This is a genomic window from Nonomuraea sp. NPDC050556, from assembly GCF_044457355.1.
Lineage (GTDB): Bacteria > Actinomycetota > Actinomycetes > Streptosporangiales > Streptosporangiaceae > Nonomuraea.
The window spans coordinates 12,064-37,910 of record NZ_JBITGU010000004.1 but is presented as its reverse complement, the minus strand read 5'-3'; the positions used below and the strand labels follow the sequence as shown (position 1 = coordinate 37,910).

Annotated in this window: 26 protein-coding genes and 1 riboswitch; of the genes, 15 read left to right on the top strand and 11 right to left on the bottom strand. The window is 71.1% G+C overall.

Annotation, left to right across the window (positions count from 1 at the left end):
• The first annotated feature begins 116 nt into the window (after positions 1–116).
• The 10 genes from ACIBG8_RS37180 to ACIBG8_RS37135 are packed head-to-tail and all read left to right on the top strand — an operon-like array spanning position 117 to position 11,348.
• A complete protein-coding gene (locus ACIBG8_RS37180) occupies positions 117–926 on the top strand; it encodes a hypothetical protein (RefSeq protein ID WP_397347876.1) in 810 nt (269 codons plus the stop codon).
• Positions 926–2,563, top strand: a complete 1,638-nt coding sequence (locus ACIBG8_RS37175) for an MFS transporter (RefSeq protein WP_397347875.1) — start codon at positions 926–928, stop codon at positions 2,561–2,563. Before ACIBG8_RS37180 ends, ACIBG8_RS37175 begins: the two co-directional genes overlap by 1 nt.
• Positions 2,563–2,928: a hypothetical protein gene (locus ACIBG8_RS37170; protein ID WP_397347874.1), complete on the top strand. Its 366-nt coding sequence runs from the start codon at positions 2,563–2,565 to the stop codon at positions 2,926–2,928. The genes ACIBG8_RS37175 and ACIBG8_RS37170 overlap by 1 nt, the downstream gene beginning before the upstream one ends.
• Positions 2,929–2,935: 7 nt before the next feature.
• The gene (locus ACIBG8_RS37165; RefSeq protein WP_397347873.1) at positions 2,936–4,129 is read left to right on the top strand and encodes an FAD-dependent oxidoreductase; all 1,194 of its coding nucleotides are present in this window, start codon (positions 2,936–2,938) and stop codon (positions 4,127–4,129) included.
• On the top strand, positions 4,126–4,884 hold the full coding sequence (locus ACIBG8_RS37160) for a 2,3-dihydro-2,3-dihydroxybenzoate dehydrogenase (RefSeq protein WP_397347872.1): 759 nt from the start codon (positions 4,126–4,128) through the stop codon (positions 4,882–4,884). Before ACIBG8_RS37165 ends, ACIBG8_RS37160 begins: the two co-directional genes overlap by 4 nt.
• A 33-nt stretch (positions 4,885–4,917) precedes the next feature.
• On the top strand, positions 4,918–6,072 hold the full coding sequence (locus ACIBG8_RS37155; RefSeq protein WP_397347871.1) for an isochorismate synthase: 1,155 nt from the start codon (positions 4,918–4,920) through the stop codon (positions 6,070–6,072).
• A 12-nt stretch (positions 6,073–6,084) separates the two neighbouring features.
• On the top strand, positions 6,085–6,756 hold the full coding sequence (locus ACIBG8_RS37150) for an isochorismatase family protein (RefSeq protein ID WP_397347870.1): 672 nt from the start codon (positions 6,085–6,087) through the stop codon (positions 6,754–6,756).
• A gap of 14 nt (positions 6,757–6,770) precedes the next feature.
• The gene (locus ACIBG8_RS37145; protein ID WP_397347869.1) at positions 6,771–8,483 is read left to right on the top strand and encodes a hypothetical protein; all 1,713 of its coding nucleotides are present in this window, start codon (positions 6,771–6,773) and stop codon (positions 8,481–8,483) included.
• Positions 8,484–8,504: 21 nt separating this feature from the next.
• Complete coding sequence (locus ACIBG8_RS37140) at positions 8,505–9,842, top strand: hypothetical protein (protein WP_397347868.1); 1,338 nt, start codon at positions 8,505–8,507, stop codon at positions 9,840–9,842.
• A 9-nt stretch (positions 9,843–9,851) separates the two neighbouring features.
• Positions 9,852–11,348, top strand: a complete 1,497-nt coding sequence (locus ACIBG8_RS37135) for a hypothetical protein (RefSeq protein ID WP_397347867.1) — start codon at positions 9,852–9,854, stop codon at positions 11,346–11,348.
• Positions 11,349–11,356: 8 nt separating this feature from the next.
• Here ACIBG8_RS37135 and ACIBG8_RS37130 read toward each other — a convergent pair whose 3' ends face one another.
• The 4 genes from ACIBG8_RS37130 to ACIBG8_RS37115 all read right to left on the bottom strand — a co-directional run bounded on the left by ACIBG8_RS37130 (position 11,357) and on the right by ACIBG8_RS37115 (position 15,073).
• The gene (locus ACIBG8_RS37130) at positions 11,357–11,899 is read right to left on the bottom strand and encodes a hypothetical protein (protein WP_397347866.1); all 543 of its coding nucleotides are present in this window, start codon (positions 11,897–11,899) and stop codon (positions 11,357–11,359) included.
• Between the two features lie 189 nt (positions 11,900–12,088).
• Positions 12,089–13,039, bottom strand: coding sequence for a coiled-coil domain-containing protein (locus ACIBG8_RS37125; RefSeq protein ID WP_397347865.1), 951 nt, complete (start codon positions 13,037–13,039; stop codon positions 12,089–12,091).
• Between the two features lie 3 nt (positions 13,040–13,042).
• Positions 13,043–13,182, bottom strand: a riboswitch (cyclic di-AMP (ydaO/yuaA leader).
• Between the two features lie 65 nt (positions 13,183–13,247).
• Positions 13,248–14,297 (bottom strand): galactose-1-phosphate uridylyltransferase, encoded by a 1,050-nt coding sequence (galT, locus tag ACIBG8_RS37120; RefSeq protein ID WP_397347864.1) that lies wholly within the window; start codon positions 14,295–14,297, stop codon positions 13,248–13,250.
• On the bottom strand, positions 14,294–15,073 hold the full coding sequence (locus ACIBG8_RS37115; RefSeq protein WP_397347863.1) for a DeoR/GlpR family DNA-binding transcription regulator: 780 nt from the start codon (positions 15,071–15,073) through the stop codon (positions 14,294–14,296). The genes galT and ACIBG8_RS37115 overlap by 4 nt, the downstream gene beginning before the upstream one ends.
• Before the next feature lie 98 nt (positions 15,074–15,171).
• Here ACIBG8_RS37115 and ACIBG8_RS37110 point away from each other — a divergent pair, with 98 nt between their 5' ends.
• Together ACIBG8_RS37110 and ACIBG8_RS37105 are read left to right on the top strand one after the other, a co-directional pair.
• Positions 15,172–15,249 (top strand): 50S ribosomal protein bL37, encoded by a 78-nt coding sequence (locus ACIBG8_RS37110; RefSeq protein WP_372453742.1) that lies wholly within the window; start codon positions 15,172–15,174, stop codon positions 15,247–15,249.
• 50 nt (positions 15,250–15,299) lie between these two features.
• Entirely contained in the window at positions 15,300–16,334 is a 1,035-nt protein-coding gene (locus ACIBG8_RS37105) for an AI-2E family transporter (RefSeq protein ID WP_397347862.1), read from the top strand.
• 402 nt (positions 16,335–16,736) lie between these two features.
• On the opposite strand, the gene ACIBG8_RS37100 is transcribed toward ACIBG8_RS37105, so the two are convergent.
• The 3 genes from ACIBG8_RS37100 to ACIBG8_RS37090 are packed head-to-tail and all read right to left on the bottom strand — an operon-like array spanning position 16,737 to position 18,988.
• Entirely contained in the window at positions 16,737–17,108 is a 372-nt protein-coding gene (locus ACIBG8_RS37100) for a DUF1801 domain-containing protein (protein ID WP_397347861.1), read from the bottom strand.
• Positions 17,105–18,391, bottom strand: a complete 1,287-nt coding sequence (locus tag ACIBG8_RS37095) for a dihydrolipoyl dehydrogenase family protein (protein ID WP_397347860.1) — start codon at positions 18,389–18,391, stop codon at positions 17,105–17,107. Before ACIBG8_RS37095 ends, ACIBG8_RS37100 begins: the two co-directional genes overlap by 4 nt.
• A 9-nt stretch (positions 18,392–18,400) precedes the next feature.
• Entirely contained in the window at positions 18,401–18,988 is a 588-nt protein-coding gene (locus ACIBG8_RS37090) for a TetR/AcrR family transcriptional regulator (protein ID WP_397347859.1), read from the bottom strand.
• Between the two features lie 64 nt (positions 18,989–19,052).
• Between ACIBG8_RS37090 and ACIBG8_RS37085 the strand changes: the two genes are divergently transcribed.
• Entirely contained in the window at positions 19,053–20,288 is a 1,236-nt protein-coding gene (locus ACIBG8_RS37085; protein WP_397347858.1) for an FAD-dependent monooxygenase, read from the top strand.
• On the opposite strand, the gene ACIBG8_RS37080 is transcribed toward ACIBG8_RS37085, so the two are convergent.
• Positions 20,283–21,581 (bottom strand): TrpB-like pyridoxal phosphate-dependent enzyme, encoded by a 1,299-nt coding sequence (locus ACIBG8_RS37080; protein WP_397347857.1) that lies wholly within the window; start codon positions 21,579–21,581, stop codon positions 20,283–20,285. The genes ACIBG8_RS37085 and ACIBG8_RS37080 overlap by 6 nt on opposite strands.
• Positions 21,582–21,599: 18 nt before the next feature.
• Positions 21,600–22,466, bottom strand: a complete 867-nt coding sequence (locus ACIBG8_RS37075; RefSeq protein WP_397347856.1) for an LLM class flavin-dependent oxidoreductase — start codon at positions 22,464–22,466, stop codon at positions 21,600–21,602.
• A gap of 58 nt (positions 22,467–22,524) precedes the next feature.
• Here ACIBG8_RS37075 and ACIBG8_RS37070 point away from each other — a divergent pair, with 58 nt between their 5' ends.
• Complete coding sequence (locus ACIBG8_RS37070) at positions 22,525–24,324, top strand: trypsin-like peptidase domain-containing protein (protein WP_397347855.1); 1,800 nt, start codon at positions 22,525–22,527, stop codon at positions 24,322–24,324.
• A 5-nt stretch (positions 24,325–24,329) separates the two neighbouring features.
• Positions 24,330–24,875: an HAD family hydrolase gene (locus tag ACIBG8_RS37065; RefSeq protein ID WP_397347854.1), complete on the top strand. Its 546-nt coding sequence runs from the start codon at positions 24,330–24,332 to the stop codon at positions 24,873–24,875.
• On the opposite strand, the gene ACIBG8_RS37060 is transcribed toward ACIBG8_RS37065, so the two are convergent.
• Together ACIBG8_RS37060 and ACIBG8_RS37055 are read right to left on the bottom strand one after the other, a co-directional pair.
• Entirely contained in the window at positions 24,854–25,459 is a 606-nt protein-coding gene (locus ACIBG8_RS37060) for a uridine kinase (RefSeq protein ID WP_397348862.1), read from the bottom strand. The genes ACIBG8_RS37065 and ACIBG8_RS37060 overlap by 22 nt on opposite strands.
• Complete coding sequence (locus tag ACIBG8_RS37055) at positions 25,459–25,791, bottom strand: hypothetical protein (protein WP_397347853.1); 333 nt, start codon at positions 25,789–25,791, stop codon at positions 25,459–25,461. The genes ACIBG8_RS37060 and ACIBG8_RS37055 overlap by 1 nt, the downstream gene beginning before the upstream one ends.
• Between the last annotated feature and the right edge of the window lie 56 nt (positions 25,792–25,847).

Below are 25,847 nucleotides of genomic sequence, written 5' to 3'. Positions count from 1 at the left end.
GGATTGAGGTTAATCCGTTAGGAAAGTGACAGTTGACAACTAAAGCGTCCGATGACCAGTATCAAGCCGAACTTGGAAACTGTCAGTTGACAGTTTGACCGTAAGGGAGAGTCCAGGTGAGCGGTGATCTCGCAATGGCGCCTCACGAGGTTGGCTTCTGGCTGGTGGGCGGCGCCGTCATGGCGCACGAGGTCATCGAGCGCGTGTGCACCCGCGTGGCGCCCGCGTGGGCCAGCGTCAGGAACGCGCCATTACCACTCGGCGGCTGCGAGGTCTGGATCGAGACAGCCGATCCGCGCACCTGGATCGTCCACCACCAGCTCGCCCGCGAGCTCGGCCTGATCGGCTGGCACGTCGACGCCGACGCGCGCCGGGTGATGGTGCTCGGCTGGAGCGCGCGCCGCCTGTGGGACCGCGCCACGCTCCTCAACGTCGCGCTCACCCAGAGGCTCGCCGACCTCGAACCCACCATCGACCGCGCGCTCACCATCGCCGAGGAACTGCTCGGCCCCACCGGCTCGATCGCCGACGTCGCCGCGGCCACCGGGCGGCGCATCGCGCTCGAACTGCGCTGGCCGGCCCGCCTGGCCGAGCTCGACGGGCTCGACCGGATGTCCGGCTCGCGGCCCATGCAGCTCGCCCTCGCCCAGATCAGCGGGCTGGAGGCCAAGGTGGCCAGGCGCTGCGAGGAGCACGTGGCCACCGCGCGGCTCGTCGTGTACGCCTACGCCGAGCGCAGGCAGGAGCGCGGCGTCGAGCGGGCCAGGCACGAGGTCATGGACTGGGCGCTCACCCGGTTACGCGCCGAGGACTCCGGGTTATGGGTGCTGGCGAGCCGCCCGCCCGCCCCGGCGCGCGGGCTGGTGGAGCGTTTCATCGCGGCGAGCACGCCCAATGTCCCCCTGCGTGAGCTGGGACGCGCGTGATGACGCTGCTCCAGGACCGTCCGGTCCGGGTGGCGCCCCCTGCGGGGCGGGCGTCCGGCGCGCACCGGCGCGTCGGGCGGGCCGTACGCACCAGCGTGCTGATCGCGCTGGGATGCGGGGCCATGGCGCTGGCGATGGCCGACACCATGGCGGCCACGATGGCGGTGCCCCTGCTGGAGCACGTCCCGGTGGGGCGCGGCGTGCCGATCGGCGACCTGCAGTGGGTGGCAAGTGCTTCGGCGATCGCCTATGGCGCGGTCCTGGCGGTCGCCGGACGGCTGGCGGACACGCTCGGCAGGCGGCGGGTGCTGCTGTTCGGGATGTTCGTCTTCGGGCTCGGCGCGGCGGCGGCGACGGTCGCGCCGAGCCTGACCATCCTGCTGGCCGGGCGGGCCGTCCAGGGGGTGGGCGCCGGCGCGATCATCCCCTCGTCGCTGGCGCTGCTGCTGACCCACATCCCGGCCAAGCGGCGCGCCGCGGCGATCGGCGCGTGGTCGGCCTCCTCGGGGCTGGGCGGGATCGCGCTGCACAGCGGCGGCGGCTGGCTGGCCGCCGCCTACGGGCCGCAGACGCTGTTCGCGCCCGCCGCCATCGGCGCCGGGCTGCTGTTCCTGCTCGCCTTCCTGGCTCCGGCCGACCGGCCGAGCGGGCCGTACCGGGCTCCCGACCTGCTGGGGACGCTCACCCTGATGGCCGGGCTCGGCGCGCTGGTGCTGGTCATCAGCAAGGGGCAGGAGTGGGGATGGACCTCAGCGCCGACCGGCGGACTGGCCCTGGCCATCCTCGGGCTGATCAGCATCAGCGTCCTGCGCTCCATGACGCACCCGGCGCCCTCGGTCGACCTCATGCTCTGGCGCACCCCCGCCTTCGCCCTCGCCGCCGTCATCGCGCTGATCTACGGCATCGTGTCGCTCGCGCTGCTGGCCACGGGACCGTTCCTGCTCCAGTCGTGGGGCATCGCGCCGGCCGGGGTCGGGCTGCTGCTGGTGCCGCTGTCCGTGGGCGTGCTCGTCTCCAGCCTGATCTCGGGGCCGCTGGTCCGCCGGTTCGGCTCCCGTCCTGTCGTCTACGTCGGCGTGGTCGTCGTGGTCCTGACCGCCATAGGCGAGCTGCAGCTCGGGCTGGGTGACCACCCCGACCTGATCGCCTGGGTGCTGGCCTGCACGGCCACCGGGCTCGGGCTCGGCGCGATCAGCACCGGCGCCTCCGCTGCCGCCACCCTCACGGCGGGCACCGAGCGGTACGCCTCGGCGGCCGGCGCGAGCATGACGATGCGGCAGATCGGCAGCGCGCTCGGCGTCGGCGGCGGGATCGCGCTCCTGCGGCACCCGGTCCTTCCCGGGTCGCTGCCCGCGCACGCCTCGGTGCTCGCGCTCATCGTGTGCGGGGTGGTGCTGGCCGGGCTGCTGGCGCTGGTCCTGCGCACCCCGGTGCAGCGGGCCAGGCGGGAGGCCGCCTGGTCGATCAGCCCGGACGAGCTGATGATGCTGCGGCGGCACGTCGTGGAGCTGCGCGCCACCCTGCTCCAGGTGCGCGCGGACACCGACGACGAGCTCGCCCACCTCGAACGCGCCGGCCAGCCGCGCCGGCACCGGCCCTCAGGAGTCTTTCCCACCAGCCGTGAGGAGTTCGTGTGATGTCCACCGACGTGTCAGCCCCGCTCTTCCCGCCCGCCTCCCCTGTCGTCCTGCCCGCGCCCAACGGCTCGGCGCTGCTCTTCCCCGGAGAACCCATACGGCAGGGCGACTTTCCCGGCGAAGCCGTACGGCAGGGCGACGCGCGTCGCCGCCCGCCCTACCAGCGCGCTGCCCCGCCGCCCCCGCGCACGAGCACGGCCATGGACGCCGACGCCACCCCCACCGCCGACCTGCCAGCGCTGAGCGCGACCGCCGTCCGGACGATGCACCGGCTGCAGCGCATCCGCGCCATCACGCAGCAGGGCGTCGCCCTGTCCGACCACACGCTCACCGCGATCGACCAGCTGCTTCGCCGGCTGCCCTAGGAGAACCATGCACACCTTCCCGAGTCGCGACCGCGTCATCGTCGCCGGCGCGGGCCCCGTGGGGCTGACGGCGGCGCTCGCCCTGGCCAGGGCCGGCGTCGAGGTGCTCGTCCTGGAGGCGCGCGACGCCCCGGACGACGGCGAGCGCCTCGCGAGCGCCAGCCTGCAGCCCGCCACCCTCGACCAGCTCGCCGTACTCGGAGTCGACCGCGCGCTCGCCGCACTGGGACGCAGGGTCGAGCGGCTGCAGTGGCGCGACCGCACGGGCACGATCCACAACCAGCTCCACATGGCCAGCCTCGCCATGCTCACCGACCACCCGTTCCGCCTGAACCTCGACTACAGCCGCCTGACCGCGATCCTGCTGTCGAAGCTGGCCCGCACGAACGCGCGGATCCGCTTCGCTGCCGAGGTGGACGGCCTGACCGACGCGGGCGGCTCGGTGCGCGTGCACGCGGCGGGCGAGTGGCACTCCGCCCGCTACCTCATCGCCGCCGACGGCGCGGCGAGCCGGATCAGGTCGATGGTCGGCGCCAGGCCGGGTCCCACGGGCAGGCCGATGAGGTTGCTACGGCTGCGCACCCCGACCCAGCTCGACGAGCTGCTCCCCAGGCTCGCCCCGCTCACCTACGTGCACGACGAGGTGCAGCCGTGCACGGTCCAGGCGCTGCCCGGCCACTGGCTCGTCACCCTCCCCATCCCGGACACCACGGCGGAGGGCCCGCTCACCCGGGCCCAGATGGGCGCGCTGGCCCGCCGCGCCATCGCGCTCGGCCCCGGCCACCGGCTCAAGGTCGCCCATGCCCGCTGGCACAGCTCGGCCAGCAGCCTGCTGCGTTCCTACAGGTACGGGCACGTGCTGTTCGCCGGGGACGCCGCGCACGTGCTGCCCGACCTGGGCGACGACCTCGGGCTGAACGCCGGGCTGCAGGGCGCGGTCGACCTCGGCCGGGTCCTCGCCGCCGTCATGGGAGCCGCCGCCTCGCCGGCTGCGCTGGAGGACTGGTCGCAGCGGCGCTCCACCTCCCTGGCCAGGCACCTGCGCGCCCTCGCGGGAACGTGCCCGAACGCGGCGCCCACCCACGACGCCGCCCTGGACCGGGTGCGCGCGATGAACAGCGACCGCGACGCGGGCCATGCCTGGCTGACCAGGAGCGCCCTCCTGCCGCTGCAACCACTGACGTACGCGAGAAGCGCGTGAACGAGAAGGAGGCGGTGCGGGTGGACGGCATCGCGGGACGGGTCGCGCTGGTCAGCGGGGCGACGGGCGGTATCGGGGCCGCCGTCGTCGCCGCCCTGGCGAGCGCCGGAGCGAAGGTCGCGGCGTGCGACCTGCGCGAACCGGCTCCCGACGGGCCAGGCGTGCAGCCGTACGTCGTGGACGTGGCGGACGGCGCCGCCGTACGGAAGGTCGTCGATCGGGTGGAGCGCGAGGTGGGACCGATCGACATCTGCGTCAACGTGGCCGGCATCCTGCGTCCTGGCGGGGTGCTCGACTACGCCGACGACGACTGGGAACGCACGCTGGCCGTCAACGCGGGCGGCGTGTTCCACCTCAGCCGCCACGTGGCCGCGGCGATGGCGCCCAGGCGCCGGGGCGCGATCGTGACGGTGGCCTCCAACGCGGCCCGGGTGCCGCGCGCGGGCCTGGCCGCCTATGCCGCGTCGAAGGCCGCGGCGCAGATGTTCACCCAGTGCCTTGGTCTGGAGCTGGCCGCCTACGGCATCCGCTGCAACGTGGTGGCGCCCGGCTCTACCGATACCCCCATGCTCGCCCAGCTCGGCGGTGATCCGATCGCCGGCGATCCAGCGGCCTACCGGGCGGGCATCCCGCTCGGCCGCATAGCCACCCCGGCCGACGTCGCGGACGCGGTCTGTTTCCTGGTCTCCGACCAGGCGCGCCACATCACCCTGCACACGCTCGTGGTCGACGGGGGCGCGAGCCTCGCAGCCTGAACCCTCACATAGGTACGTGAAAGCGAGAGCACCATGTCCATGCCCATGCTGATGCCGCAGGCAGCCGCCGAAGCGGGCTCCCGATACGCCCCGCTCGACGGCTACCACCAGGCCAGCACCGTTCTGTTCGCCGGGGGGAGGCGGACCCTGCTGGCCGACGGGCCCGCGCTCGACCTGGCGGCCGCCGACGTGCCCGCTCTGGCGGGCGCGGTGGCGTCGTTCCAGCACGCCACGGACGCGCTGGTCGCCGGAGCGGTCACCTTCGACGGCCGGGCCAGCGCGCTGCGCGCCTGCTCGGGGCCGCGCTGGGGGGCGCGGCTGCCGGTCAACCGATGCATGCGCTGCGGCCATCAGTGGAGCGTCGAGCACGACACCGCACCGGAGGACTACCGCAAGGCCGTCGAGGTCGCCCGCGACCGGATCCGCGCCGGCGACCTGCGCAAGGTGGTGCTCGCCCGATCGCTGCGCATGACCAGCGCGCGACCGATGTCGTCCCTGGAGGTGCTCACCCACCTGGGCGGGCGCGGCAGGTACGTCTTCGCCGTCCCGCTGCCCGGCGAGCGCCTGCTCATCGGGGCCAGCCCGGAGCTCCTGGTGCAGCGGCGCGGCCTGCGGGTGAACGCCAACCCGCTCGCCGGCTCCGTGCCGCGCAGTCCTGACCCGATCGAGGACCGGGCTCTCGCCGCCCAGCTCCTGGAGTCGAGCAAGGACCTGCACGAGCACCGCGTCGTCGTCGAAGCCGTCGCCGCCGCCCTGCGCCCCTACTGCCGGGACCTGCACGTGCCGCCGCCGGAGGTGGTGGCCACCTCGACCGTGTGGCACCTGTCCACGCCGATCAGCGGCGAGCTGCGCGACCCAGCGCCGAGCGCGCTCGAACTCGCCGGCGCGCTCCACCCCACCCCGGCCGTGTGCGGCAGCCCCACCGATACGGCGGCCGCGCTGATCACCGAACTGGAGGAGGCGGAGCGCGGCTTCTACGCCGGGCTGGTCGGCTGGCAGAACAGCACCGGCGACGGCACCTGGGCGCTCACCCTGCGCTGCGCGGAACTCCTCGACCGGCGCCAGCTCAGGCTCTGGGCCGGAGCGGGGATCGTCGCGGACTCCGACCCCGACACCGAGCTGGCCGAGACCAGCGCCAAGTTCGCCACCCTCCTGCAGGCCCTCGGCTACCGCGGCTCTGCCCAGTAAGGAGTTCTCCCGATGACCGTCCTTGACCACCCGGCGCCCCGGGCGCTGCCGTCGATCGGCGCGCACGCGATGCCCGCCGAGCTGCCAGCCAACCGCGCCGCCGGCTGGCGGCCGACCGCGCGCCGCAGCGTGCTGCTCATCCACGACATGCAGAACTACTTCCTGCGCCCCTACCCGGCGGGCAGCTCGCCGCTGGCCGAACTGCTGGCCAACACCGTGGCGGTGCGCGAGACCTGCGCCGCCCTCGGCGTACCCGTCGTCTACACGCTCCAGCGCGGGGCGGCCAGACCGGGCGAGCGCGGGCTGCTCAACGACTTCTGGGGACCGGGCATGTCGGCCGACCCTGCCGACACCTCGATCCCCGCCGCCCTCGCCCCCAGACCCGGCGACATCCAGCTCACCAAGCTGCGCTACTCGGCGCTGTTCGGCACCGACCTGCTGGACCGGCTGCACGCCGCGGGGCGCGACCAGCTGATCATCTGCGGCGTCTACGCCCACATCGGCGTCCTCGCCACGGCCGTCGACGCCTTCATGAACGACATCCAGGCGTTCGTGCTGGGCGACGGGGTCGCCGACTTCAGCCCAGGACACCACCAGATGGCCATGACCCACGTCGCGCAACGCTGCGGCCAGGTACTGACCACCGCTGCGGCCATCGCAGCACTCCGCTCCTCCTCGCTCTAAAGGAGTTTCCGCAGATGTGGGACGCGATCCCGGAAGACGCCCGCCGCGACATCGGCGAGCTGTGCGCGGAGTACGGCGCGCGGCTCATCGACTACAACCGCACCGAGCTCGCGGAACCCGACGCCGCGCTGGCCACCTGCGGCGCGCTGCTCTCGGCGCACGTGCACGCCGAGCGCCCGGCCGAGTCCGTGCACCTGCGCGCCTGGCTGTACGCCCTGGCCCGCGCGCACCGCAGCGCGCTGGCCGGGCCGACCAGCACCGGGTCGTGGCGGCGTCCTGGCCCGGTCCCGGAACTCCTGCCCGAGGCGCTGGCGACCTTGGAGACGCCGCACCGCGAGGTGCTCGACCTGGTCCACCGGCACGCGCTGACCGACGACGAGATCGCCCTGATCTTCGGCGTCGGCGCGGCGCAGGTGGCCTCGGTGCACGCCGAGGCCGGGGCGGCGCTGGAGATCTGGTTCGCCGCCGTCACCGCCGCACAGGGGGAGGACGGCTGCGCCGTACTCGGTGGTCTGGTCTCCGAGTGGACGGCGGCGCCGACCAGGCGCACCAGAACCCAGATCAGCAGGCACATCGACGGGTGCGCCGAATGCCGTCGTGCGCCGATCACCGTCACGGCGGCCGAGCTGATGCGGCAGCTCACCCCGCTGCCCGCGCCCGAGCACCTGGCCGACGGGCTGGCCACCGCGCAGCCGTTACCGGACGACGCGGGGCAGTGGCGGCTGGACGGCTTCCCCGTGCAGGTGAGCGACTTCGGCGACCAGGAGTCCGTGGAGTTCAGGGCGTGGGACAAGCGGGCGGAGCTGGGGGAGCGGTTCTTCAGCGAGAAACCCCCGCCGGTGCCCGACCCGGAGTTCTACGCCCCGCGCGCCGACGAGGCGGATCCGGAGAGCCGGTTCACCTTCAGGTCGGTGGCCAGGATCCTGGTCGTGACCGTGGCGGGGGCCGGGCTCTGCCTGGTGCTCGTGCGCGGGCTCTTCACCCCGGCGGGCGGCGGGCCGCCGATCGTCACGGCGGCGCCGCGCAACGACGTCCTGGCCGCCGCCCCGACGCCCACGCCCGACATCCTCATCGAGCTCCCGCCTGACGACACCTCCACCGCCCCTGTCGTGGTGAACACCACCGGCGTGCCGCCGCAGACCGTCGTCGTGCCCGTCGTGAAACCCAGCACCAAGCCCACGGCGTCCACCAAGCCGACCGTGCGGGCGGCCACCCAGACGGAGAAGCCCAAACCCAAGTCCAAGAGCAGCGGACCGGCCGAACCGCCGCCGCAGGGCACCAAACCGACCACCAAGGCCGACCCCACCAAGGACCCGGACAAGACCCAGCCGCCGCCCAAGCCCGCGCTGCCGGCGCCACCCGCGCCGCAGGCCAGCGTCTCGGGCGGCGGGTCGCTCGGCACCGGCAGGTCGGGGTCGTTCTCGCTGAGCGTCTCGCCGGGCAGCGGCAGCATCACCGGCGCCTCGGCCTCCTCCGGGATCAGCGTCTCGGGCAGCTCCTTCACCATCACCGACCCGACCGACCGGCCGGGCTGCACCGACACGGAGAAGTCGGGAACGATCACCGTCTCCTGGTCGGGGAGCAACACCGGCGACGGGACGAGCACGGAAGGCACCACGAGCGGCAGCGGCACCCTGACCGTTTCCGTCGCGTGGGTCGTCAAGGCCGACAAGGGCTACCAGGTGCAGGGGCCGAACGGCACCAGCTACTGGAGCAACTGCCACTGATCTCGAGAGCAGGTACACGCCTTGAAGAAGTTCTTTTCCCGGTTGAGCAGGCGGGAGCGGCACCTGGCCGTCGGCGGCATCGCGCTGCTGCTGGTGTTCGCCGCGCCGATCTTCGCCTTCGCCGACCCGGGACTGATCGAGGGCAGCGCGCCGCCCGACGTCACCGCGATCACCGAGCGGCCGCCTCCCGCGCCCAAACCGACGACGACGGCGGTGCGTGGGCCACGGGTGTTCTGCAAGGACGGCGCCCGATGGGTGACGGCGCGGTACGCGGATTCGTGCAAGGAGCCGATCGTGTGCACCGTCGACGCTGGCGACGGGCTGTACCACTGCGTGACCAGGGAGAACAGGGCGGTGATCCCGCCCGCGCCGACGTGCCCGCAGGAGCAGCAGTACTACTACTGCGGGGGAGCGGTGGTGGTCTCGACCCTGGGATATACGCCCCCGCCCACGGTGACACCCCCTCCGCCGACGGTGACCGTACAACCCACTCCATCTCCCACCATCCAGCAGGTCGTTCTGCGTGATTCTGTGCGCGGTGCCCTGGCGGTGGCGCGGGCGGCGAACCTGCGCACCTGGGTGGAGACCGACCTCGTCCCCGCCTACAAGGCCGGTGACACCGCCTTCCGCGCCGCGCTCACCTCCCTCGCCGCCTACGCCGCGGAACCCGGCGTGACCGGCGTGAAGTTCGCAGACAACCTTGCCTTCCGCAACCTGGCCTCGGCCAAGGAGGTCAGGGCGTTCCTCACCGCGGCCACCACGGCGTTGCGTACGGCGTTGCCGGGCAAGCAGCTCGCCGTCGGCGTCGTCGTGCCCGAGCTCGGCTGCGGCGCCAACGCCGGCTGCGTGAACGCGATGCGCGCCAAATACCCGCTGGTCACCAGGGCCCTCGTGGACTCCTACGTGCGCGCGGTCCCGATCGACCGCGTCTACGTCGCCACCGGCCTGTTCAGCTCCGTCTACGCCAAGTACGGCATCAGGACCCCGGCTCGCCTCCAGTGGGCGGGCGTCGTCGCGCTGGGCTGGGACGCGCTGGCGCAGGTGGGGGCGCGCGAGTACGGCCTGGCCCACCCGGGCGCCGTCTCCGGGCTGACGAAGGCCGACGTCGACCTGCGGTTCGGTCCGGACAGCGGTCTCGCCGGGCGGACGGTGAGCCTGTGGGGGCACAAGGCGTCCGACTCCACCGGCACCTACCGGCTGCTGAACGCGGGCCTGGCCACCAACCGGCTGTGGCAGGCGCTCGCGCCGTACCGCGGGCAGCTCTCCGTCGTCTTCGACCCGGACTCCCCGGAGACCGGCGTCAGCGAGGACATCGGCGTGCTGGCCGCCACGGTGAGCGAGATCTTCATCCTGGCCTAAGGGGATGTGATGAGACAGTTCCTCTCCGGAATCACCCGGCGGGAGAAGCGGTTCGCCGTCGCGGGCATCGTGATCGCGCTCGTGTTCGGCTTCCCGCTGCTCGCCTTCGCCGACCCCGGCCTGGTGCCCGGCACCACGCCGACGGCTGAGGTCCCGCTCGACGTCACCCGCGGGCAGTCGTGCCGCGACCTCCTCCCGGCGGACACCCCGTCGTTCGTGGTCTGCCGGTGGCTGACGCCGCCGCAGGAGGCGGCCGCCGTCGCCGCGTTCTGGGGGGCGAACGGCGGAGCCAACCTGGAGGCGGCGCGGCCGTTGCCGCAGCAGTACATCAGGTGCAACCAGAGGACCGACTTCGCGACCAGCACCAACTGCCGAGGTGGTCAGACGGCGTGCAAGGAGCTGGGTGACGGGTGGTACCAGTGCAGGAACGGGGTGACGGGCGAGGTCACCTACGAGCGGTACGTCAACGGCACCAAGGTGGTGCAGACCACCGCCCCAACCATCAGCCCGACCTCATCCGCCCCGACCGCCTTACCGACCGTCTCGGTTTTACCCACCTCCTCGCTCTCGCCCATCCCTGTACCTACTGTCTCGGTCGTGCCCACCCCGGCGCCTACCGTCTCGGTCGTGCCCACCCCCGTGCCGACCGCCGTGCCCACCGCCAGCCCTATGACGGCCGCCATCGACGCCGCGCACGCCGCCAACCTTCGCACCTGGGTCGAAGCCGACCTCGCAGGCGCGTACAAGGCGGGAGACGTCCGCTTCCAGTCCGCCCTGGCCACCCTCATCACCCACGCTCGCCAGCCGGGCGTCGCGGGCGTGAAGTTCGCCGACAACCTCGGCTACCGCGACCTGACCTCCGCCACCGAGATCCGCGCCTTCCTCACCGCGGCCACCACCGCGCTGCGCAACGCCCTCCCGGGCAAGCGCCTGTCCATCAGCGTCGTCGTCCCGGAGCTCGGCTGCGGCGCCAACCAGAAGTGCGTGTCAGCCATGCGCGCCAAATACCCCGTCATCACCAAGCAGCAGGTCGACGGCTACATCAGGGCAGCGGACGTCGACCGCGTCTACGTCGCCAGCGGCCTGTTCGGCACCACCTACGCGGCGTACGGCATCACTCCCGCGAAGGCGGCGCAGGCGCAGTGGCTCGCCGTCAAGGCCCTGGGCTGGGACACGCTGGTCCAGATCGGATCCCGCGAGTACGGCCTGGCCCACCAGGGCGACACCTCCGGCTGGGACAAGGCGACGGCGGACGGGCAGATCTCCGCCCGCGTCGGCACCGCCCTGGGCCTCGGCGTACAGACCGTGACCTTGTGGGGCCACAGCTCCAGCTCCTACCGCCTGCTGAACGCGGGACTGGCGCCCAACGAGGTGTGGCGGGCGCTGACCGGCTACCGATCGAGGTTGTCGGCGACCTTCGACCCGGGCAAGCCGGAGATCAGCGTCGAAGCCGACATCCGTACCCTCGCCACGACCGTCAGCGAGATCTTCCTGCTGTCCACGTGAACACCGGGTCAGCCGCCCGGCGGTTCGTCGTGACAGTCGGACCAGGTGCGGCAGGTGGGCGCTGGGCCGGACCCGTCGTCAGGCGGCTCCTCCGGCCCGGTGCCCACCTTCGTCGGTTTGGGGGTCACGGTGACCTTCTTCGTCACGGTGACCGTCGGCTTGGGGGTACGGCGGACCCGCGGCGGTTCCGTGCTCCTGGTCGGCGTGGGTTTGTGTGAGGCCGACGGGGTTGGGGTGGCCTTGCGCCGCGGCGACAGGGTGGGGGCCGGGCTGCGCACGAGCGGCTCGAAACTCACCGGCCCACCGGCTGACACGGACACCGACGAGGACACAGGTCCGGGCGGGGGAGCGTCCGGCCAGGTGACCCAGAGCCCGAACCCCACCCCGGCAGCCAGAACCGCCACCAACCCGACGGTCAGCCGCCAGGGGAACCCCGGCGGTTCCGGGCCCAGGTAGGGCTCGTCGGGCGGGGGCACGGGCGCGGGCAGAGGGTTGTAGAGCCTGCGGTCGCCCCCGCTGCGGGCATGGCGTCCTGCGGGCGGGTCGTCCACATCGCCTCCGTATGATGCGCGGTCCGCCTCAAGCCTGCCGCACCCATACGAGGATCACCACCCCAAATCCACAGGAACCCCTCAGGCCTCCAGAATCCCGACCGCATACAAGAAGGGGGTATCCCTTACGCGTCGCCAGATCCCTGGCTCTGTCACGCCGTCCGGGAGGCCGGTTGCCCGCCGTACGGGTCAGTACATGGAGATGTGGACGTGGTCGTAGTGGTTGGCGGTGATGCCGCCGCGGTCGGACATGCCGCGCCACCCCGACCCCTGGTCGATGCGCTGCTTCCAGATCACGTACTTGACGCCCAGCTTGTCCTTGTTCTTCATCGCCCACGCCGCGATCTGGTCGCCCAGCGCGTTGTTGGCCGCCGACGGCATCGAGCCGCCCGAGCTCATCATGAAGTCGCAGGCCCGCCCCAGCGGATGCTCGCCGTGGTCGTCCACCCGGTAACACCCCACCTCGAACGGCAGGTTGAAGTCCTTCTTGATCAGATCCCGCACCTGACGCATGCGCGGCGTGATGTTGTCGTCCCCCGAAGGGAGCTCAGGCGCCCAGCTCCCGTCCGACCTGCGGCCCGTGCCGTACGGGACCAGGTCGTTCAGCTTCTTCTCGATGTCCTTGATGACATCCTCGGCGTCCTCGCGCTGCCCGGCGACCTCGTCGGTGTCGTCCTTGATCTGCTCGGTGAGCTCGGCCGCCTCGTCCACGGCCTGCTTCTTGGCCGCCCTGGCCGCCGTGACCCCGGCCAGGATGGCCTCCTGCTCGTTGTTGAGCTGGTCGAGTACGGCCCGGCCGCCGATGTTGGGCGACCACATCATGCTCGCCAGCCCCGGGTCGCCGCCCTGGTACGCCATCGCCGCCATCTGGCTGATCTTGGTCTGGGTGTCGGCCAGCGTCTTGTCCGCCGCTGCCAGCCGCTCCTTGGCCGACTGCTCCGCCTTCTTCGCCTTGGCGAGCGCGACCCGCTTGGCGTTGTAGGTCTCGATGAGCTTGTCGACCTTCGTGTTGAGCTTGCTCAGCTCGGCGCGAAGCTGCTTCTCGGTGGGTTTGGGGGCGGCGGCAGCCGTACCCGCTGGGCTGAGAGCCAGGGTGACCGCAGCGAGAACGCCGCAGGCCACGACGCGGGGGAACGTCACTAACTATCCTCTCCTCCTGCCGACCGGGTTAGCTGACGGGTTCGGGCTGGAGTGGCCCTACCACTGAGCAGTGGATTCACCCCGAGGGAGCGGTGGGTCCCCGGTTCCCGGGCTACACGCCCGGGATTAGGCGGCACGGCTGTGACAGCCGATGCTTGAGGGATATTAGTAGTAAAACGACGGTAATGCGACCTCAAGCCGGAATCAATTAGTGATCTACCTGTGATTTAAGCATGGCAGCAGCCTGCTCCGGCGGCACGTCGTTGACGAAAGCGCCCATCGCGGACTCTGAACCGGCCAGGTACTTGAGCTTCCCTGGCGCGCGCCGCACCGTGAACAGTTCGAGATGAAGATATGCGAGGTCACGGCCTTGTCTGACCGGCGCCTGGTGCCATGCGGAGACGTAGGGCATCTTCAGGTCGAACAGGCCGTCCAGCGCCCGCAGCACGCTCGTGTACAGAGGCGCGAACGCGGCGCGCTCGTCATCCGACAGCGCCGTCAGGTCGGGCACCTGCCGGTGCGGATACACGTGCACCTCGAACGGCCAGCGCGCGGCGAACGGGACGAACGCCGTCCACAACTCGTTCGACGCCACCACGCGCTCGCCCGAGGCGCGCTCGGCGGCCAGCCGGTCGGCGAAGACCGTCGGGTTGCTCGCGGCCGCGCGGAGGTGCTGCTGGGTGCGCGGCGTGATGTACGGGTAGGCGTAGATCTGGCCGTGCGGGTGCGGCAGCGTGATGCCGATCTCCTCGCCGCGGTTCTCGAAGCAGAAGACCTGCTCGACGCCGTCGATCGAGGACAGCTCCGCCGTACGGTCCGCCCAGGCCTCCATGACCAGGCCCACCTGGTCGTCGGTGAGCTGGGAGAACGACGAGTTGTGGTCCTCGGTGAAGCACACCACCTCGCAGCGGCCCACCCCCGGCTGGACGTCGTCCCGATAGGTGCCGAGGTGGGTGGAGAAGGAGGGGAAGCGGTTCTCGAACACGACCACGTCGTACGAGCTGGACGGGATCTCCGACAGCCGCTCGCCGTTCGACGGGCACAGCGGGCACTCGTCGGCCGGCGGCAGGAACGTGCGCGTCTGCCGGTGCCCGGCGATCGCCACCCACTCGTCGGTCAGCGCGTCATAACGCAGCTCGGACGCCACAGGCCGGCCCTCCAGCGGCCGCCTGTCCACCGCGCTCCTGTCCGCGTCGTCGCGCCGGTCGAAATAGATCAGCTCTCGGCCGTCGGCCAGGTGGGTGATGGTGCGCTTCACAACGAGTCCTCCGCGATGATCAACTCTCCGACGCGCTCCGCCAGCTCGGAACGCGCCTCCTGGGGCAGCCCGGCGTCGCTGATGACGACGTCGGCCTCCGCCAGTTCGGCGATCGTGCTGATGCCGACCGTGTCCCACTTGGTGTGGTCGGCCATCACCACGAGCCTGCTCGCCGAGGCCACGAGCTCCCTGTCGGTCTCTGACTCCAGCAGGTTGGGGGTGGTGAAACCGGCACGCGCGCTCATCCCGTGCACGCCGAGGAACAGAGTGTCCACGTGCAGCCGCCTGATGGCGGCCACCGCGACCGGCCCGACCAGCGCGTCGGACGGCGTGCGCACGCCGCCCGTCAGCACCACCGTGCGGTCGGGGCGGGTGCTGCGGTGGAAGACCTCCGCGACCGGGATGGAGTTGGTGATGACGGTCAGATCCGCCACCTCGATGAGATGGTGGGCGAGCGCCCACGTCGTCGTCCCCGCCGACAGCGCCACCGCGGTGCCCGGCCTGACCAGCTCGGCGGCGCGGCGCGCGATGGACTCCTTCTCCGGCTGCTGGCGGGCCGACTTCGCGGTGAACCCCGGCTCCTCGGTGGAGCCTGGCCCGAGTACGGTGGCCCCACCGTGTACCTTCTCCAGCAGTCCGCGCTCGGCCAGGGTTTCCAGGTCGCGGCGGATGGTCATGTCGGAGACGCCGAGGTCTCTGACGAGGTCGGCCACGCGCACGCCGCCGCTCCTGCGCACCCGCTCGAGGATCGTCTGTTGCCGCTGCTGTGCGAGCATGCCTTCCCTTCCAACACTTTCCACCAAATTATGACACACAGATGTTGGAGTCTGTGGGGGCCCTTGTGTGTACGGCTGCGCCGCGAGACGTTGTGCCCATGGCGAAGAGACAACGGAAAAGCAAGGCGCGCAAGAAGAAGAAGGCCAACCACGGAAAGCGTCCCACCGGACGGTAAACCGGCGCGTTGACTACTGGGTGTCATGCTGTGGCGACATAGTGTGAGCCATGATGTCTCGCGGTCTCCGGCTGTTGCTCGGTCTCGCTGCGGCTGTGATCGCGCTGGCCGGCATCGGGCAGGTCAGTTCGATCGCCGGCCCCGCCTTTCTGGCGCTCACCATGACGATCGCGGTGAGCCCGCTGCGGCAGTGGCTGCGGCGTCGGGGGGCGCCGTCGTGGGCGCTCATCGTGGTGCCGCTGGCTGTGGTGATCGTGGTGCTGCTGGCCTTTGTCGGGTCGTTGATCGTGTCGGTGGCGCAGCTGGCGGTCCTGTTGCCGACTTATACCGACAAGTACCAGGCGCTGGTGGCGAACGTCACCACGTGGATCCACGGTCTGGGGATCACGACGGAGCAGGTCAACGCGGTGCTGGGGAAGCTTGACCCGAACAAGATCCTGGCGCTGGTGGAGGGGTTCCTGGGGAGCCTGCTGGGGGTGGGGTCGGCGTTCGTCCTGATCCTTCTGCTGCTGTTCGGGATGAGTCTGGACGCGACCTTCCTGCAGGACGCCGTGGGCGCGTTGTCGGCGTCGCGCCCGCATCTGGTGGGGGCGTTGCGTGAGTTCACCCGGGGGACGTGCCGATACCTGGTGGTTTCGAGCATCTTCGGGATCATCGTGGCGGTGCTGGACGCGGGGGCTCTGGCGGTGCTGGGTGTCCCATTGCCGCTGTTGTGGGGGTTGCTGGCCTTCATCACCAACTACATCCCCAACATCGGCTTCCTGATCGGGCTGATCCCGCCGGCGTTGCTCGGGCTGCTGGACTCGGGGTGGACGACGATGTTGTGGGTCGTGGTGGTGTACTGCGTCCTGAACTTCATCATCCAGTCGGTGATCCAGCCCAAGTTCGCCGGGGAGTCTGCGGGGTTGTCAACGACCCTGACGATCCTTTCGCTGCTGGTGTGGACGGTTGTCCTGGGGGCGATCGGCGCGATCCTGGCGGTGCCGCTGAGCGCCTTCGCCCGCGCGTTGCTGATCGACGCCGACGAGAACACCCGCTGGGCCATCCCCCTGGTAAGCGGCCAACCCAACCCCCCAACCCCCTAACCCCACCTACGTCATCCGCTTTCCCACCCCCGCCGTCCCGCCCTCCGCCCGCCCACCCGCCCGCCCTTGCTCCCGCTGTGGCTGGCCACCTCTGGCAGTTTCCGTCCGTCGTGGGAGCCCGCCCGCGGGGGTTTTCGCGGTGCCCGCTGTCGCTGTTGGGGGGATGGTGGGGTTGGGGGATCGGCGCGATCCTGGTGGGCCGCTGAGCGCCTTCGCCCGCGCGTTGCTCATCGACGCCGACGAGAACACCCGCTGGGCCGTCCCCCTGGTCGGCGGCCAAACCCGACCCCCAACCCCATAGCCCCACCCCGCTGCGGCTGACCACCTCTGGGGGCTGAGCGACGCCGACGAATGCACCCGCTGGGCCATCCTCTGGGGGAGGTTGGAACCAGCGGGCCTGTTTTAGCTCTTGATCCAGCGCTCGACCAGGGTCAGGAACGCCGCCTCGTGTGTCTTCACGTCGGCGAGGTCCTTGAAGGTGACCACGGCCCGGTCGCTGGAGCGCCAGTCCATCAAGCCGCTCTCGTCGTCAAAAGTGAAGGGCGCACCGTCGTCCCTCACCTTGGCGCCCCGGTGGAAGATGAGCTGGATGTCCTTCGACTTCAGCTGGAACGTCACCCGATCCACCCCGTCAAAGCAGAAGCTGGGCGCGTTCCACTTCACCTGTTCGGTGATCTCCGGATCCACCCCCAGGATCGCCGCCCGCAGGTACTCGATCGCATCCTTCGAAGGATGATCGACCGTGCTCATCAGCCGGTTGACCTCGTCCGTCATGCGGACCCCCCCAGCTCCGCCAGCGCCGCGGAGACGGCCCGGTGGAAGGTCGGATACGCGTAGATCATCTCCCTGAGCCGCTGCACCGGCACCCGCTCGTGCACAGCCAGCGTGAGCATCGACAGCACCTCACCCCCGCAAGGCCCCGCGCTCGTCGCCCCCACCAGCACCCCGTCCGACGCCACCAGCTTGATGAACCCCGACGCCTCGGCGATCCACCCCCGCGTGGACTTCGCCAGGTCGGTAAGAGCGACCTGCACGGAAAGGCCCTGCTCCCGCGCCTGCGCCTCGGTGAGACCCACCGCGCCGATCTCCGGATCGGTGAACGTCACCCGCGGCACCGCGTGATACGACGCGGGCTGCACCTCCTGCCCGAGGATGTCCTTGACCACGATGTCCGCGTGGTACATCGACATGTGGGTGAAAGCGCCCTTCCCCACGGCGTCCCCCAACGCCCACACCCCGTCGCCCGCCCGCATCAGCCCGTCCGTGGGGATCGCCCGAGCCGACTCGTCCAGCCCCACCGCCCCCACACCCAGCGCGGCCAGGTCCACCCGCCGCCCCGTGGCCACCAGCAGCTGCGAAGCCGACACCCCGGCCAGCGAGAACTGCCCGTCAGCGTACGAGACGTGCGAGACCGTCGCCCCCGTGAGCACCCGGATCCCGGCGGAGCCGAACGCCGAGGCGACCAGCTCCCCGGCCTCGGGCTCCTCCAGCGCGAGCAGCCGAGGCGCCGCCTCCACGACGGTGACCGTGGAGCCGAAGCGGGAGAACGCGTGAGCCAGCTCCGCCCCGATCGCCCCACCACCGAGCACGATGAGCGACGACGGCAGCGTCGCGGTCTCGATGGCCTCGTGGTTGGTCCAGTACGGAGTGTCCGCCAGCCCGTCGATCGGCGGCACGGACGGCTGGGATCCGGAGGCGATGACGATGCCGCGTGAGGCCGTGATCACCTCCCCGACGGTCACCGTGCGCGGCCCGGTGATCCTGCCGCGCCCCCTGACGAGGATGCCGCCCTTGCCGGTGAACCGGTCGGCGGCGACCTTGTCGTCCCAGTTGTCCGTGGCCTCGTCGCGGATCCGGCGCGCGACCCGCTCCCACGAGGCGTCCGGCTTGGCTGCCTCGTGGATCATCATCTTCGAGGGGATGCATCCCCAGTAGGGGCATTCGCCGCCCACGAGGTTGGCCTCGACCCCCGCCACCCGCAGCCCGGCCTCGGCGAGCCGTCCTGCCACGTCCTCGCCACCCGGCCCGAGCCCCAGCACGATCACATCGACGTCCATGGGTCCAACCTAACCCCGGAGGTGATCGATCATCCGCTTGACCTGCTCGGCGTAGAGCTCCGCGAACTCGGCCGAGGCCGGGTCGAGGTCGTAGAGGGCGCGGACGACCTGCGGGTAGGAGATGCTCGCCGCCGCGATGGAGAACAGCATCACGAACATCGCGGCCGGGTCGATGTCGGCGGGGAACTCCCCGGCGGCCTGCCTGGCGCGCAGCCGTTCCAGCTCGAACCGGGCCGCCTCGGTGAAGCCGGCGTCCGGCACGGAGTCGTCGAGCCCGCGCCACAGCAGGAGCTTGCCCATGTCGCGATGGGTGTGGTTCGCCCGCACGTATTCGGCGGCGAACTCGCCCAGCGTCATGGACTCGTCGGTGAAGGCGGCCTCCGCGCTGTCCCACTGTGCGGCGATGGCCGTGTAGAGCCCCTCCTTGCCGCCGAAGTAGTAGGAGATCAGCTGCTTGTTGACGCCCGCCCGCGCGGCGATCTCGCTGACCCGGGCGCCGGCGAAGCCCTTGGCGGCGAACTCCTCGATCGCGGCCTGCACGATGCGGCCCTTGGTGCGCTCCGCGTCGCGCTGCTTCTCCTCTGGGGCTCTTCTCATGCCGGAAGTTTATCATCCATCCGGATGGTTGACACAATTATCCGAATGGTTGATAGTCGGAGCCATGAGAACTCACATCGCGGTGATCGGCGGCGGAATCGGCGGGCTGTGCCTGGCCCAGGGCCTGCGCAAGGCGGGCGTTGACGTGACCGTGTTCGAGCGCGACCGCACCCCGACCGACCGCCTCCAGGGCTACCGCATCCACATCGACCCGAACGGCGCAGAGGCGCTGCGCGACTGCCTGCCGCCCGAGCTGTGGGAGGCCTTCACCGCCACAGCGGGCGCCAGCAACCACGACTTCGGCTTCATCACCGAGAAGATGAAGAAGCTCCTGGTACTCAAGGCGCCGAAGGAGAACTTCGACCACTACTCGGCGAGCCGCATCACGCTCAGGCAGGTGCTGCTGTCGGGGCTGGACGACGTGGTCCGGTACGGCAAGACCTACGAGCGCTACGAGCGCGACGACGACGGAACCGTCACCCTGCACTTCGCCGACGGCACCACGGCCACGGCCGACGTCGTGGTCGCCGCGGACGGCGGCAACTCCCGGGTGCGCAAGCAGTACCTGCCGCACGCCCAGCGCGTCGACACGGGCATCATCACGATCGCCGGCAAGTTCCCGCTCGACGACACGACCCGCCGGATGATCTCACCGAGGCTGGTCGACGGGCCCAACAGCGTGATCCCGCCCAGGAGCGTCGGCTTCTTCTCCGCGCCGCACCTGGCGACGGAGTCGGTGGGCGGGTTCGGCGTGACCGAGCAGGAGGGCGCGCTGATGGACAACAGCGGCGGCTACATCCTGTGGGCGCTGGGCGCGGCCACGAACCTGTTCCCCGCCGGCATCGCCGGCCTGACGGGCAAGGAGCTCAAGGACGCGGCCGCGGCGCTGACCGAAGGCTGGCACCCCGACCTGCGCAAGCTGGTCACGATGACCGACCAGGACACCGTCTCGCTCCTGCCGATCCGCACGTCCGTCCCGATCGACGCCTGGCAGGCCAGCAACATCACCCTGCTCGGCGACGCGATCCACAGCATGACCCCGATGCGCGGGATCGGGGCCAACACCGCGCTGCGCGACGCCCGCCTGCTCTGCCGGGCGCTGACCGGCGGCGGCGACGTGGTCGAGGCCATCGCCGCCTACGAGGAGCAGATGAGGGGGTACGGCTTCGCCGCCGTGAACGACTCGCTCAAGGCGGCGGAGCAGTTCGTCGACGGCAACGCCGTCGCCAGGATGGGGTTCAAGACCTTCCTGCGGGTGGCCGAGCGGTTCCCCAAGCTGAAGGCCAAGGTCTTCTCATGAGGGCAGCTCCGACAGGGCCGCGTCGATGCGCTCCTGGGGAAGGGCGAAGTCCGACATCTCGCCCGACAGGTAGCGGTCGTAGGCGGCCATGTCGAAGTTGCCGTGACCGCACAGAGCGGTGAGGATCACCTTCTCCTCGCCGCTCTCCCTGCACCGCAGCGCCTCGGCGATCGTCTCGGCCAGCGCGTGGGTCGGCTCGGGGGCGGGCACGATGCCCTCGGTCCTGGCGAACCGCACCCCGGCGGCGAAGCACTCGGTCTGCGACCGGGTCACCGCCTCGAACATGCCCAGCTCGTACATGTGCGACAGCAGGGGAGACATGCCGTGATAGCGCAGCCCGCCGGCGTGGATGGGGTCGGGCACGAAGGAGTGGCCGAGCGTGTGCATCTTCAGCAGCGGCGTGAACCCGGCCGTGTCGCCGAAGTCGTAGGCGTAGCGCCCGCGGGTGAACGACGGGCACGCCTCGGGCTCCACCGCGCGGAACCGCGTCCCGGGGGAGTCCCGCATGAACGGGAAGGCAAGCCCGGCGAAGTTGGAGCCGCCGCCGGTGCACCCGATGACCAGGTCGGGCATCTCGGGCAACTGCTTGAGCGCCTCCTCACCGATCACCGTCTGGTGCATGAGCACGTGGTTGAGCACCGAGCCCAGCGCGTAACGCGTGTCCTCGGCGGAACCGGCGACCTCCACCGCCTCGCTGATCGCGATGCCCAGGCTGCCCGGCGAGTCCGGGTCGTCCGCGAGGATCTTGCTGCCCGCGCCGGTGACGGGGGAGGGGCTGGCGTGCACGGTCGCGCCGTACACCTGCATGAGCGAGCGGCGGTAGGGCTTCTGGTCGTAGGAGGCCCGCACCATCCAGATCAGGCACTCCAGGTCGAACTGGGCGCAGGCGAACGCCAGCGCCGACCCCCACTGACCGGCGCCGGTCTCCGTGGTGAGCCGGCGCACGCCCTCGCGGGCGTTGTAGTACGCCTGGGGCACGGCGGTGTTCGGCTTGTGCGAGCCGGCCGGGGAGACGCCCTCGTACTTGTAGTAGATCCGGGCGGGCGTGCCCAGCGACTTCTCCAGCCGTCGCGCCCTGATCAGGGGCGTCGGCCGCCACATCCGGTAGACGTCGGCCACCTCCTCGGGGATGGCGACGAACCGGTCCGTGCTCACCTCCTGGGCGATCAGTTCCATGGGGAACAGCGGGGCGAGGTCGTCGGGGCCGATCGGCTGCATCGTGCCGGGGTGCAGCGGAGGGGGCGGTGGTGACGCCAGGTCGGGGACGATGTTGTACCAGTGTTCTGGGGTCATCGGCCCAGTCTGCGCCGATTACGCTCCGCGTTCCATAGCTACCTGCTCGCGCACGCGTGGCACGACCTCCTCGGCGAACCTGCGCAGCTGCGGCTCCTGCTCACCCTCCGCCCAGAGGACGAACGTGTCCATGCCGAACCCGACGGCGAGGTCGGTCAGCTCCTCCACCCACTGCTCGACCGATTCAGCGGTGACCGTGCCGTGGACGTTGTAGAGCCTGCGGATCTCCTCCGGCCGCCTGCCGTGCTCCGCGGCCGAGTCGTCGATGCGCGCGTTCATCCCGGGCAGCTTGTCCGGGGTCGCCCAGCTCGACGACGGCAGCCAGCCGTCGGCCTTGGCCCCGGTGAGCGCGAGCGCCTTGGGACCGCTGACGCCGAGCCACAGCTCGATCGGGTGCGCGGGCACCGGACCGGACTGGGCGCCCTTGAGCTGGTAGTGCGTCCCGTCGAAACGCCGGTTGCGCTCGCCGCTCCAGATCGCCCTGATCACCTCGACGGCCTCGCCGAGCGCCTCGAAGGCCTCCTTCGGCGTACGGCGCGGCCCGCCGTACGCCTCGATGGCGTCCCAGAAACCACCGGCGCCCAGCCCGAGCTCCACCCGCCCGCCGCTGAGGAGGTCGAGGCTCGCGGCGGCCTTGGCGAGTACGGCGGGCGGCCGCAGAGGCAGGCACGCCACATCAGGAAAAACCCGGATCCGCTGGGTCGTGGCGGCGATCATGCCGAGCAGCGTCCAGGTGTCCACGTAGCGCCGCTGGTACGGATGGTCCTGCACGCCCAGCAGGTCAAGGCCCAGGTCGTCGGCCACGGAAGCGAGCTTCAGCAAGGGGTCGCCGGCGTTCGGAACCAGGAAGTAGCCAAACTCGACAGGCCGTCCATAATCGGTCATATCCCTGAGTATGGGTCTACTCATGTGCGGGTGGGCGAGCCGGGCGGACCGTAGCCGCATGAACGCTTTCGAGCAGGCCCAGGCGGCCGCCGAGCGGTTCGAGCGGAGCACGGAAGCCCGCGAGACCGTCCTGCGCCGCCGCGACGAGACGGGCCACTACATCGTCGACGACCCCGCCCAGATCTCCGCCAGGGCCGAGCGGCTCGTCCGCAGGGGCGACGTGCCGGTCGCCGCGGTCGAGAAGCTCGCAGGGGAGTCTCCATCGCGCCTCTTCGAGCGCATCATCGGCGTGTCCCGCGACTTCCAGGCCGCCAACTTCCTGTCCAGGGGCGCTCGGGCGATCACCTCGGTCGGCCGCGTCGCCGACCGGACCTCCAGGCCGATCGGCACGGGTTTCCTGGTGTCGCCGCGCCTGCTGCTCACCAACAACCACGTGCTCCCCGACGAGGACACGGCGCGCGCTGTGGTGGTGGAGTTCGGCGCCGAGATCGGCATCGACAACGACCCGTCGCCGTGGAGCAGGTTCACCCTCGACCCGGACGGCTGCTTCGTCACCGACGAGCGGCTCGACTACACCCTGGTCATGGTGCGGCCCGCGCCTGACGGACGCGCTGCGGGAACCCTGTTCGGCTGGAACCAGCTCATCGTGCAGCAAGGCAAGATCGTCACCGGCGAGCCGGTGAACGTCGCGGGCCACCCCAACGGGCGGCTCAAGGAGATCGCCGTACGCAACAGCGAACTCATGCTCCAGCTCGACGACTTCCTGCACTACTCGGCAGACACCGAGCCGGGCAGCTCGGGCTCGCCGGTCTTCAACGACCAGTGGGAGGTCGTGGCGCTGCACCACGTGGGCACCGACGAGTTCAACGAGGGGGTGCGGATCAGCGTGATCCTGCGCGACCTGGCGGGGCGCGACCTGGCCCCCGAGGTGCGCGCCGACCTGGACATGGGGACGCCCGCCGTACAGGAGAAGGTATTGCCGCGGGCCACAGGCCTCACCGCGCGGCCCGCGGCGTTCGGCGGGGCGGGCAAGCTGCTCTTCCTGCACGGAAGGGGACAGGCCGGGCACGACCCGGTGACCATGCGCCGTCAGTGGACGGCGGGACTGAACAAGGGGCTGACCCTCGCGGAGCTGTCGCCCATCGATCCGGGCGACGCGTGGATGCCGTTCTACGGCGACCGGCTCGCCGCCGCCATCGGGTCGGCCGAGGCGCTGGCCGGGGACCACGCGGGGGCGTTCGCGCCGCGCTCGCCGACGGCCAGGCTGCTGTACGAGCAGCTGATCAGCGAGGCGGCGATGATGGCCGGGATGCCGTCGGACGGGCGGCGGGAGGGGCTGGTGAGCGGGGTGCAGGGGGCGCTGTCGTGGCTGGCCTCGGCGACCAACCTCGACCACCTGCTCATCGCGGCCGTCTTCCGCGACGTCGCCGCCTACCTCGACGACCCTGCCGTACGGCGTGCCGTACTCGACGCGGTGCTGCAGACGATGCCCGAGTCCGGGCCCGTCGTGCTGGTGGCGCACAGCCTGGGCACCGTCGTGGCGATGGACCTGCTCACCGAGCTGCCGTCGCGGGTCGAGGTGCCGCTGCTGGTGACGGTGGGGAGCCCGCTGGGGCTCGACTCGGTGCACCGGCGGTTACTGTCGGGCGGACCGGTACGGCCGAGCCGGGTCGGCCGGTGGCTGAACGTGTGGTGCCCGGCGGACCCGGTGTGCATCGGCTGCCCGCTGGACGACGACTGGAAGGGACAGGTGGAGGAGCGGGCGGTGGAGAACCCGCTGCAGCGCGCCCACGACGTCGAGGAGTACCTCTCCCACCCCACCGTCGCCCGAACCATCGCCTCAGCGCTGTCGTCATAGCTTCCATGGCGATAAGGGCAGTCGTGTTCGACATCGGCGGCGTACTGGAGCTCACCCCCGACCGCGGACTCCGCGAGAAGTGGGGACTCGACGGCCGCATGGACCACATCTGGGCCGCCGGCGCCATCGGCACCGTCACCGAGCAGCAGGTGCACGAGGCGGTCGCCGAGCACTACGGCTTCGACGAGGAGCAGGTGTCCGCGCTGATGGACGACATCTGGGCGGAGTACCTGGGCACCGCCAACACGCGGCTCATCGCGTTCGTGCGCGGGCTCAGGCCCCGGTACAGGACCGGCATCCTCAGCAACAGCTTCGTCGGGGCCAGGGAGCGGGAGCAGGCCGCCTATGGGTTCGAGGATCTGGTGGACGACATCGTCTACTCGCACGAGGTGGGCATGTCCAAGCCGGACCCCCGCATCTACCGCCTCTCCTGCGAAAGGCTCGGTGTGGAGCCGGGGGAGGCGGTGTTCATCGACGACACGCCCGCCTGCGTCGAGGGGGCGCGGGCGGTGGGGATGCGCGGCATCCTCTACTCCAGCGTCGCCGGATGACGCGGGTCGTCGACCTTGACGGTCACGTCGGCGGGCGCCCGTTCCCTGTCGTACCTGGCGAAGGCGGGCAGCTGCCAGCGGTCCGCCTCCGGCGTACGGCGGGCAAGGGCGCCCTGCGACAGCCACAGGTGCACGGTCACCTCGAACTCCAACCCTGTGGCCAGCAACAGCGCCCCGTCGAGCAGCAACACCCCACGCGCGGGCAGTTCCTCGTACGGCACGCGAAACGCCCGATCCCGCGCGCTGTCCCACAACGCGGGCAGCACCCGCCCGGACCCGCCCGGCGCCAGCGGCCCGACGACCTCCCTGGCCAGCGCCTTCACGTCGAGCCAGTCGGTGTAGAACACGTCAGGATCCGTCCGGCCGTACTCCAGCCTCAACGAGGCCGGACGCAGGAAGTCGGCGGCAGACACCCGCACGACCGGCCTGCCCAGCGCCTTGAGCGGCTCGACCAGCGCGTCGGCCAGCTCACCCGGCAGCGCCGCAGGAGCCCCGTCGACCGCCACCCGCACCCAGGGCGCCGCGGTGGCGTGGATCCGTTCGACCAGCTCCTCGACCAGGACCTTGGGAGAGATGGGACGCATCACCGGCGCACGGAGATCAGCACGGCGGCCGGATACGCCACGACCCCCGCGACCGCGTCGAACGGGAACGCGACGAACGGCCAGGCCACCATCATGAACAACGCCCCCATCACCGCGACCGGCCAGGCGGGACGCACCCTGACCAGGTAGAGCAGCGGCCAGCCCAGGAAGGCGGCGATCCACAGCGCCCGCTCGCCGGCGCCGTCGAGGACGCTGAAGCAGCCCTGCTCGGCGCAGGGGGTGACGGCGAACAGGACGATCGTGGCCGCCGCGATCACCAGCGGCAGCAGGACGCCGGCTGCGGTGGCTTTGAGTAGCTGCGTCCTGATCACCCGGCACATCGTGGCACATGCGCGATTCCTGCCGCTATCAGCGCGCCGTACCCGCC

Excerpts from the sequence above, each read along its gene's own strand:
- ACIBG8_RS37175 (WP_397347875.1), top strand. The coding sequence starts at position 926 with ATGACGCTGCTCCAGGACCGTCCGGTCCGGGTGGCGCCCCCTGCGGGG.
- ACIBG8_RS37170 (WP_397347874.1), top strand. The coding sequence starts at position 2,563 with ATGTCCACCGACGTGTCAGCCCCGCTCTTCCCGCCCGCCTCCCCTGTC.
- ACIBG8_RS37165 (WP_397347873.1), top strand. The coding sequence starts at position 2,936 with ATGCACACCTTCCCGAGTCGCGACCGCGTCATCGTCGCCGGCGCGGGC.
- ACIBG8_RS37155 (WP_397347871.1), top strand. The coding sequence starts at position 4,918 with ATGTCCATGCCCATGCTGATGCCGCAGGCAGCCGCCGAAGCGGGCTCC.
- ACIBG8_RS37150 (WP_397347870.1), top strand. The coding sequence starts at position 6,085 with ATGACCGTCCTTGACCACCCGGCGCCCCGGGCGCTGCCGTCGATCGGC.
- ACIBG8_RS37145 (WP_397347869.1), top strand. The coding sequence starts at position 6,771 with ATGTGGGACGCGATCCCGGAAGACGCCCGCCGCGACATCGGCGAGCTG.
- ACIBG8_RS37135 (WP_397347867.1), top strand. The coding sequence starts at position 9,852 with ATGAGACAGTTCCTCTCCGGAATCACCCGGCGGGAGAAGCGGTTCGCC.
- ACIBG8_RS37115 (WP_397347863.1), bottom strand. The coding sequence starts at position 15,073 with ATGCTCGCACAGCAGCGGCAACAGACGATCCTCGAGCGGGTGCGCAGG.
- ACIBG8_RS37110 (WP_372453742.1), top strand. The coding sequence starts at position 15,172 with ATGGCGAAGAGACAACGGAAAAGCAAGGCGCGCAAGAAGAAGAAGGCC.
- ACIBG8_RS37105 (WP_397347862.1), top strand. The coding sequence starts at position 15,300 with ATGATGTCTCGCGGTCTCCGGCTGTTGCTCGGTCTCGCTGCGGCTGTG.
- ACIBG8_RS37100 (WP_397347861.1), bottom strand. The coding sequence starts at position 17,108 with ATGACGGACGAGGTCAACCGGCTGATGAGCACGGTCGATCATCCTTCG.
- ACIBG8_RS37095 (WP_397347860.1), bottom strand. The coding sequence starts at position 18,391 with ATGGACGTCGATGTGATCGTGCTGGGGCTCGGGCCGGGTGGCGAGGAC.
- ACIBG8_RS37090 (WP_397347859.1), bottom strand. The coding sequence starts at position 18,988 with ATGAGAAGAGCCCCAGAGGAGAAGCAGCGCGACGCGGAGCGCACCAAG.
- ACIBG8_RS37085 (WP_397347858.1), top strand. The coding sequence starts at position 19,053 with ATGAGAACTCACATCGCGGTGATCGGCGGCGGAATCGGCGGGCTGTGC.
- ACIBG8_RS37080 (WP_397347857.1), bottom strand. The coding sequence starts at position 21,581 with ATGACCCCAGAACACTGGTACAACATCGTCCCCGACCTGGCGTCACCA.
- ACIBG8_RS37075 (WP_397347856.1), bottom strand. The coding sequence starts at position 22,466 with ATGACCGATTATGGACGGCCTGTCGAGTTTGGCTACTTCCTGGTTCCG.
- ACIBG8_RS37070 (WP_397347855.1), top strand. The coding sequence starts at position 22,525 with ATGAACGCTTTCGAGCAGGCCCAGGCGGCCGCCGAGCGGTTCGAGCGG.
- ACIBG8_RS37065 (WP_397347854.1), top strand. The coding sequence starts at position 24,330 with ATGGCGATAAGGGCAGTCGTGTTCGACATCGGCGGCGTACTGGAGCTC.
- ACIBG8_RS37060 (WP_397348862.1), bottom strand. The coding sequence starts at position 25,459 with ATGCGTCCCATCTCTCCCAAGGTCCTGGTCGAGGAGCTGGTCGAACGG.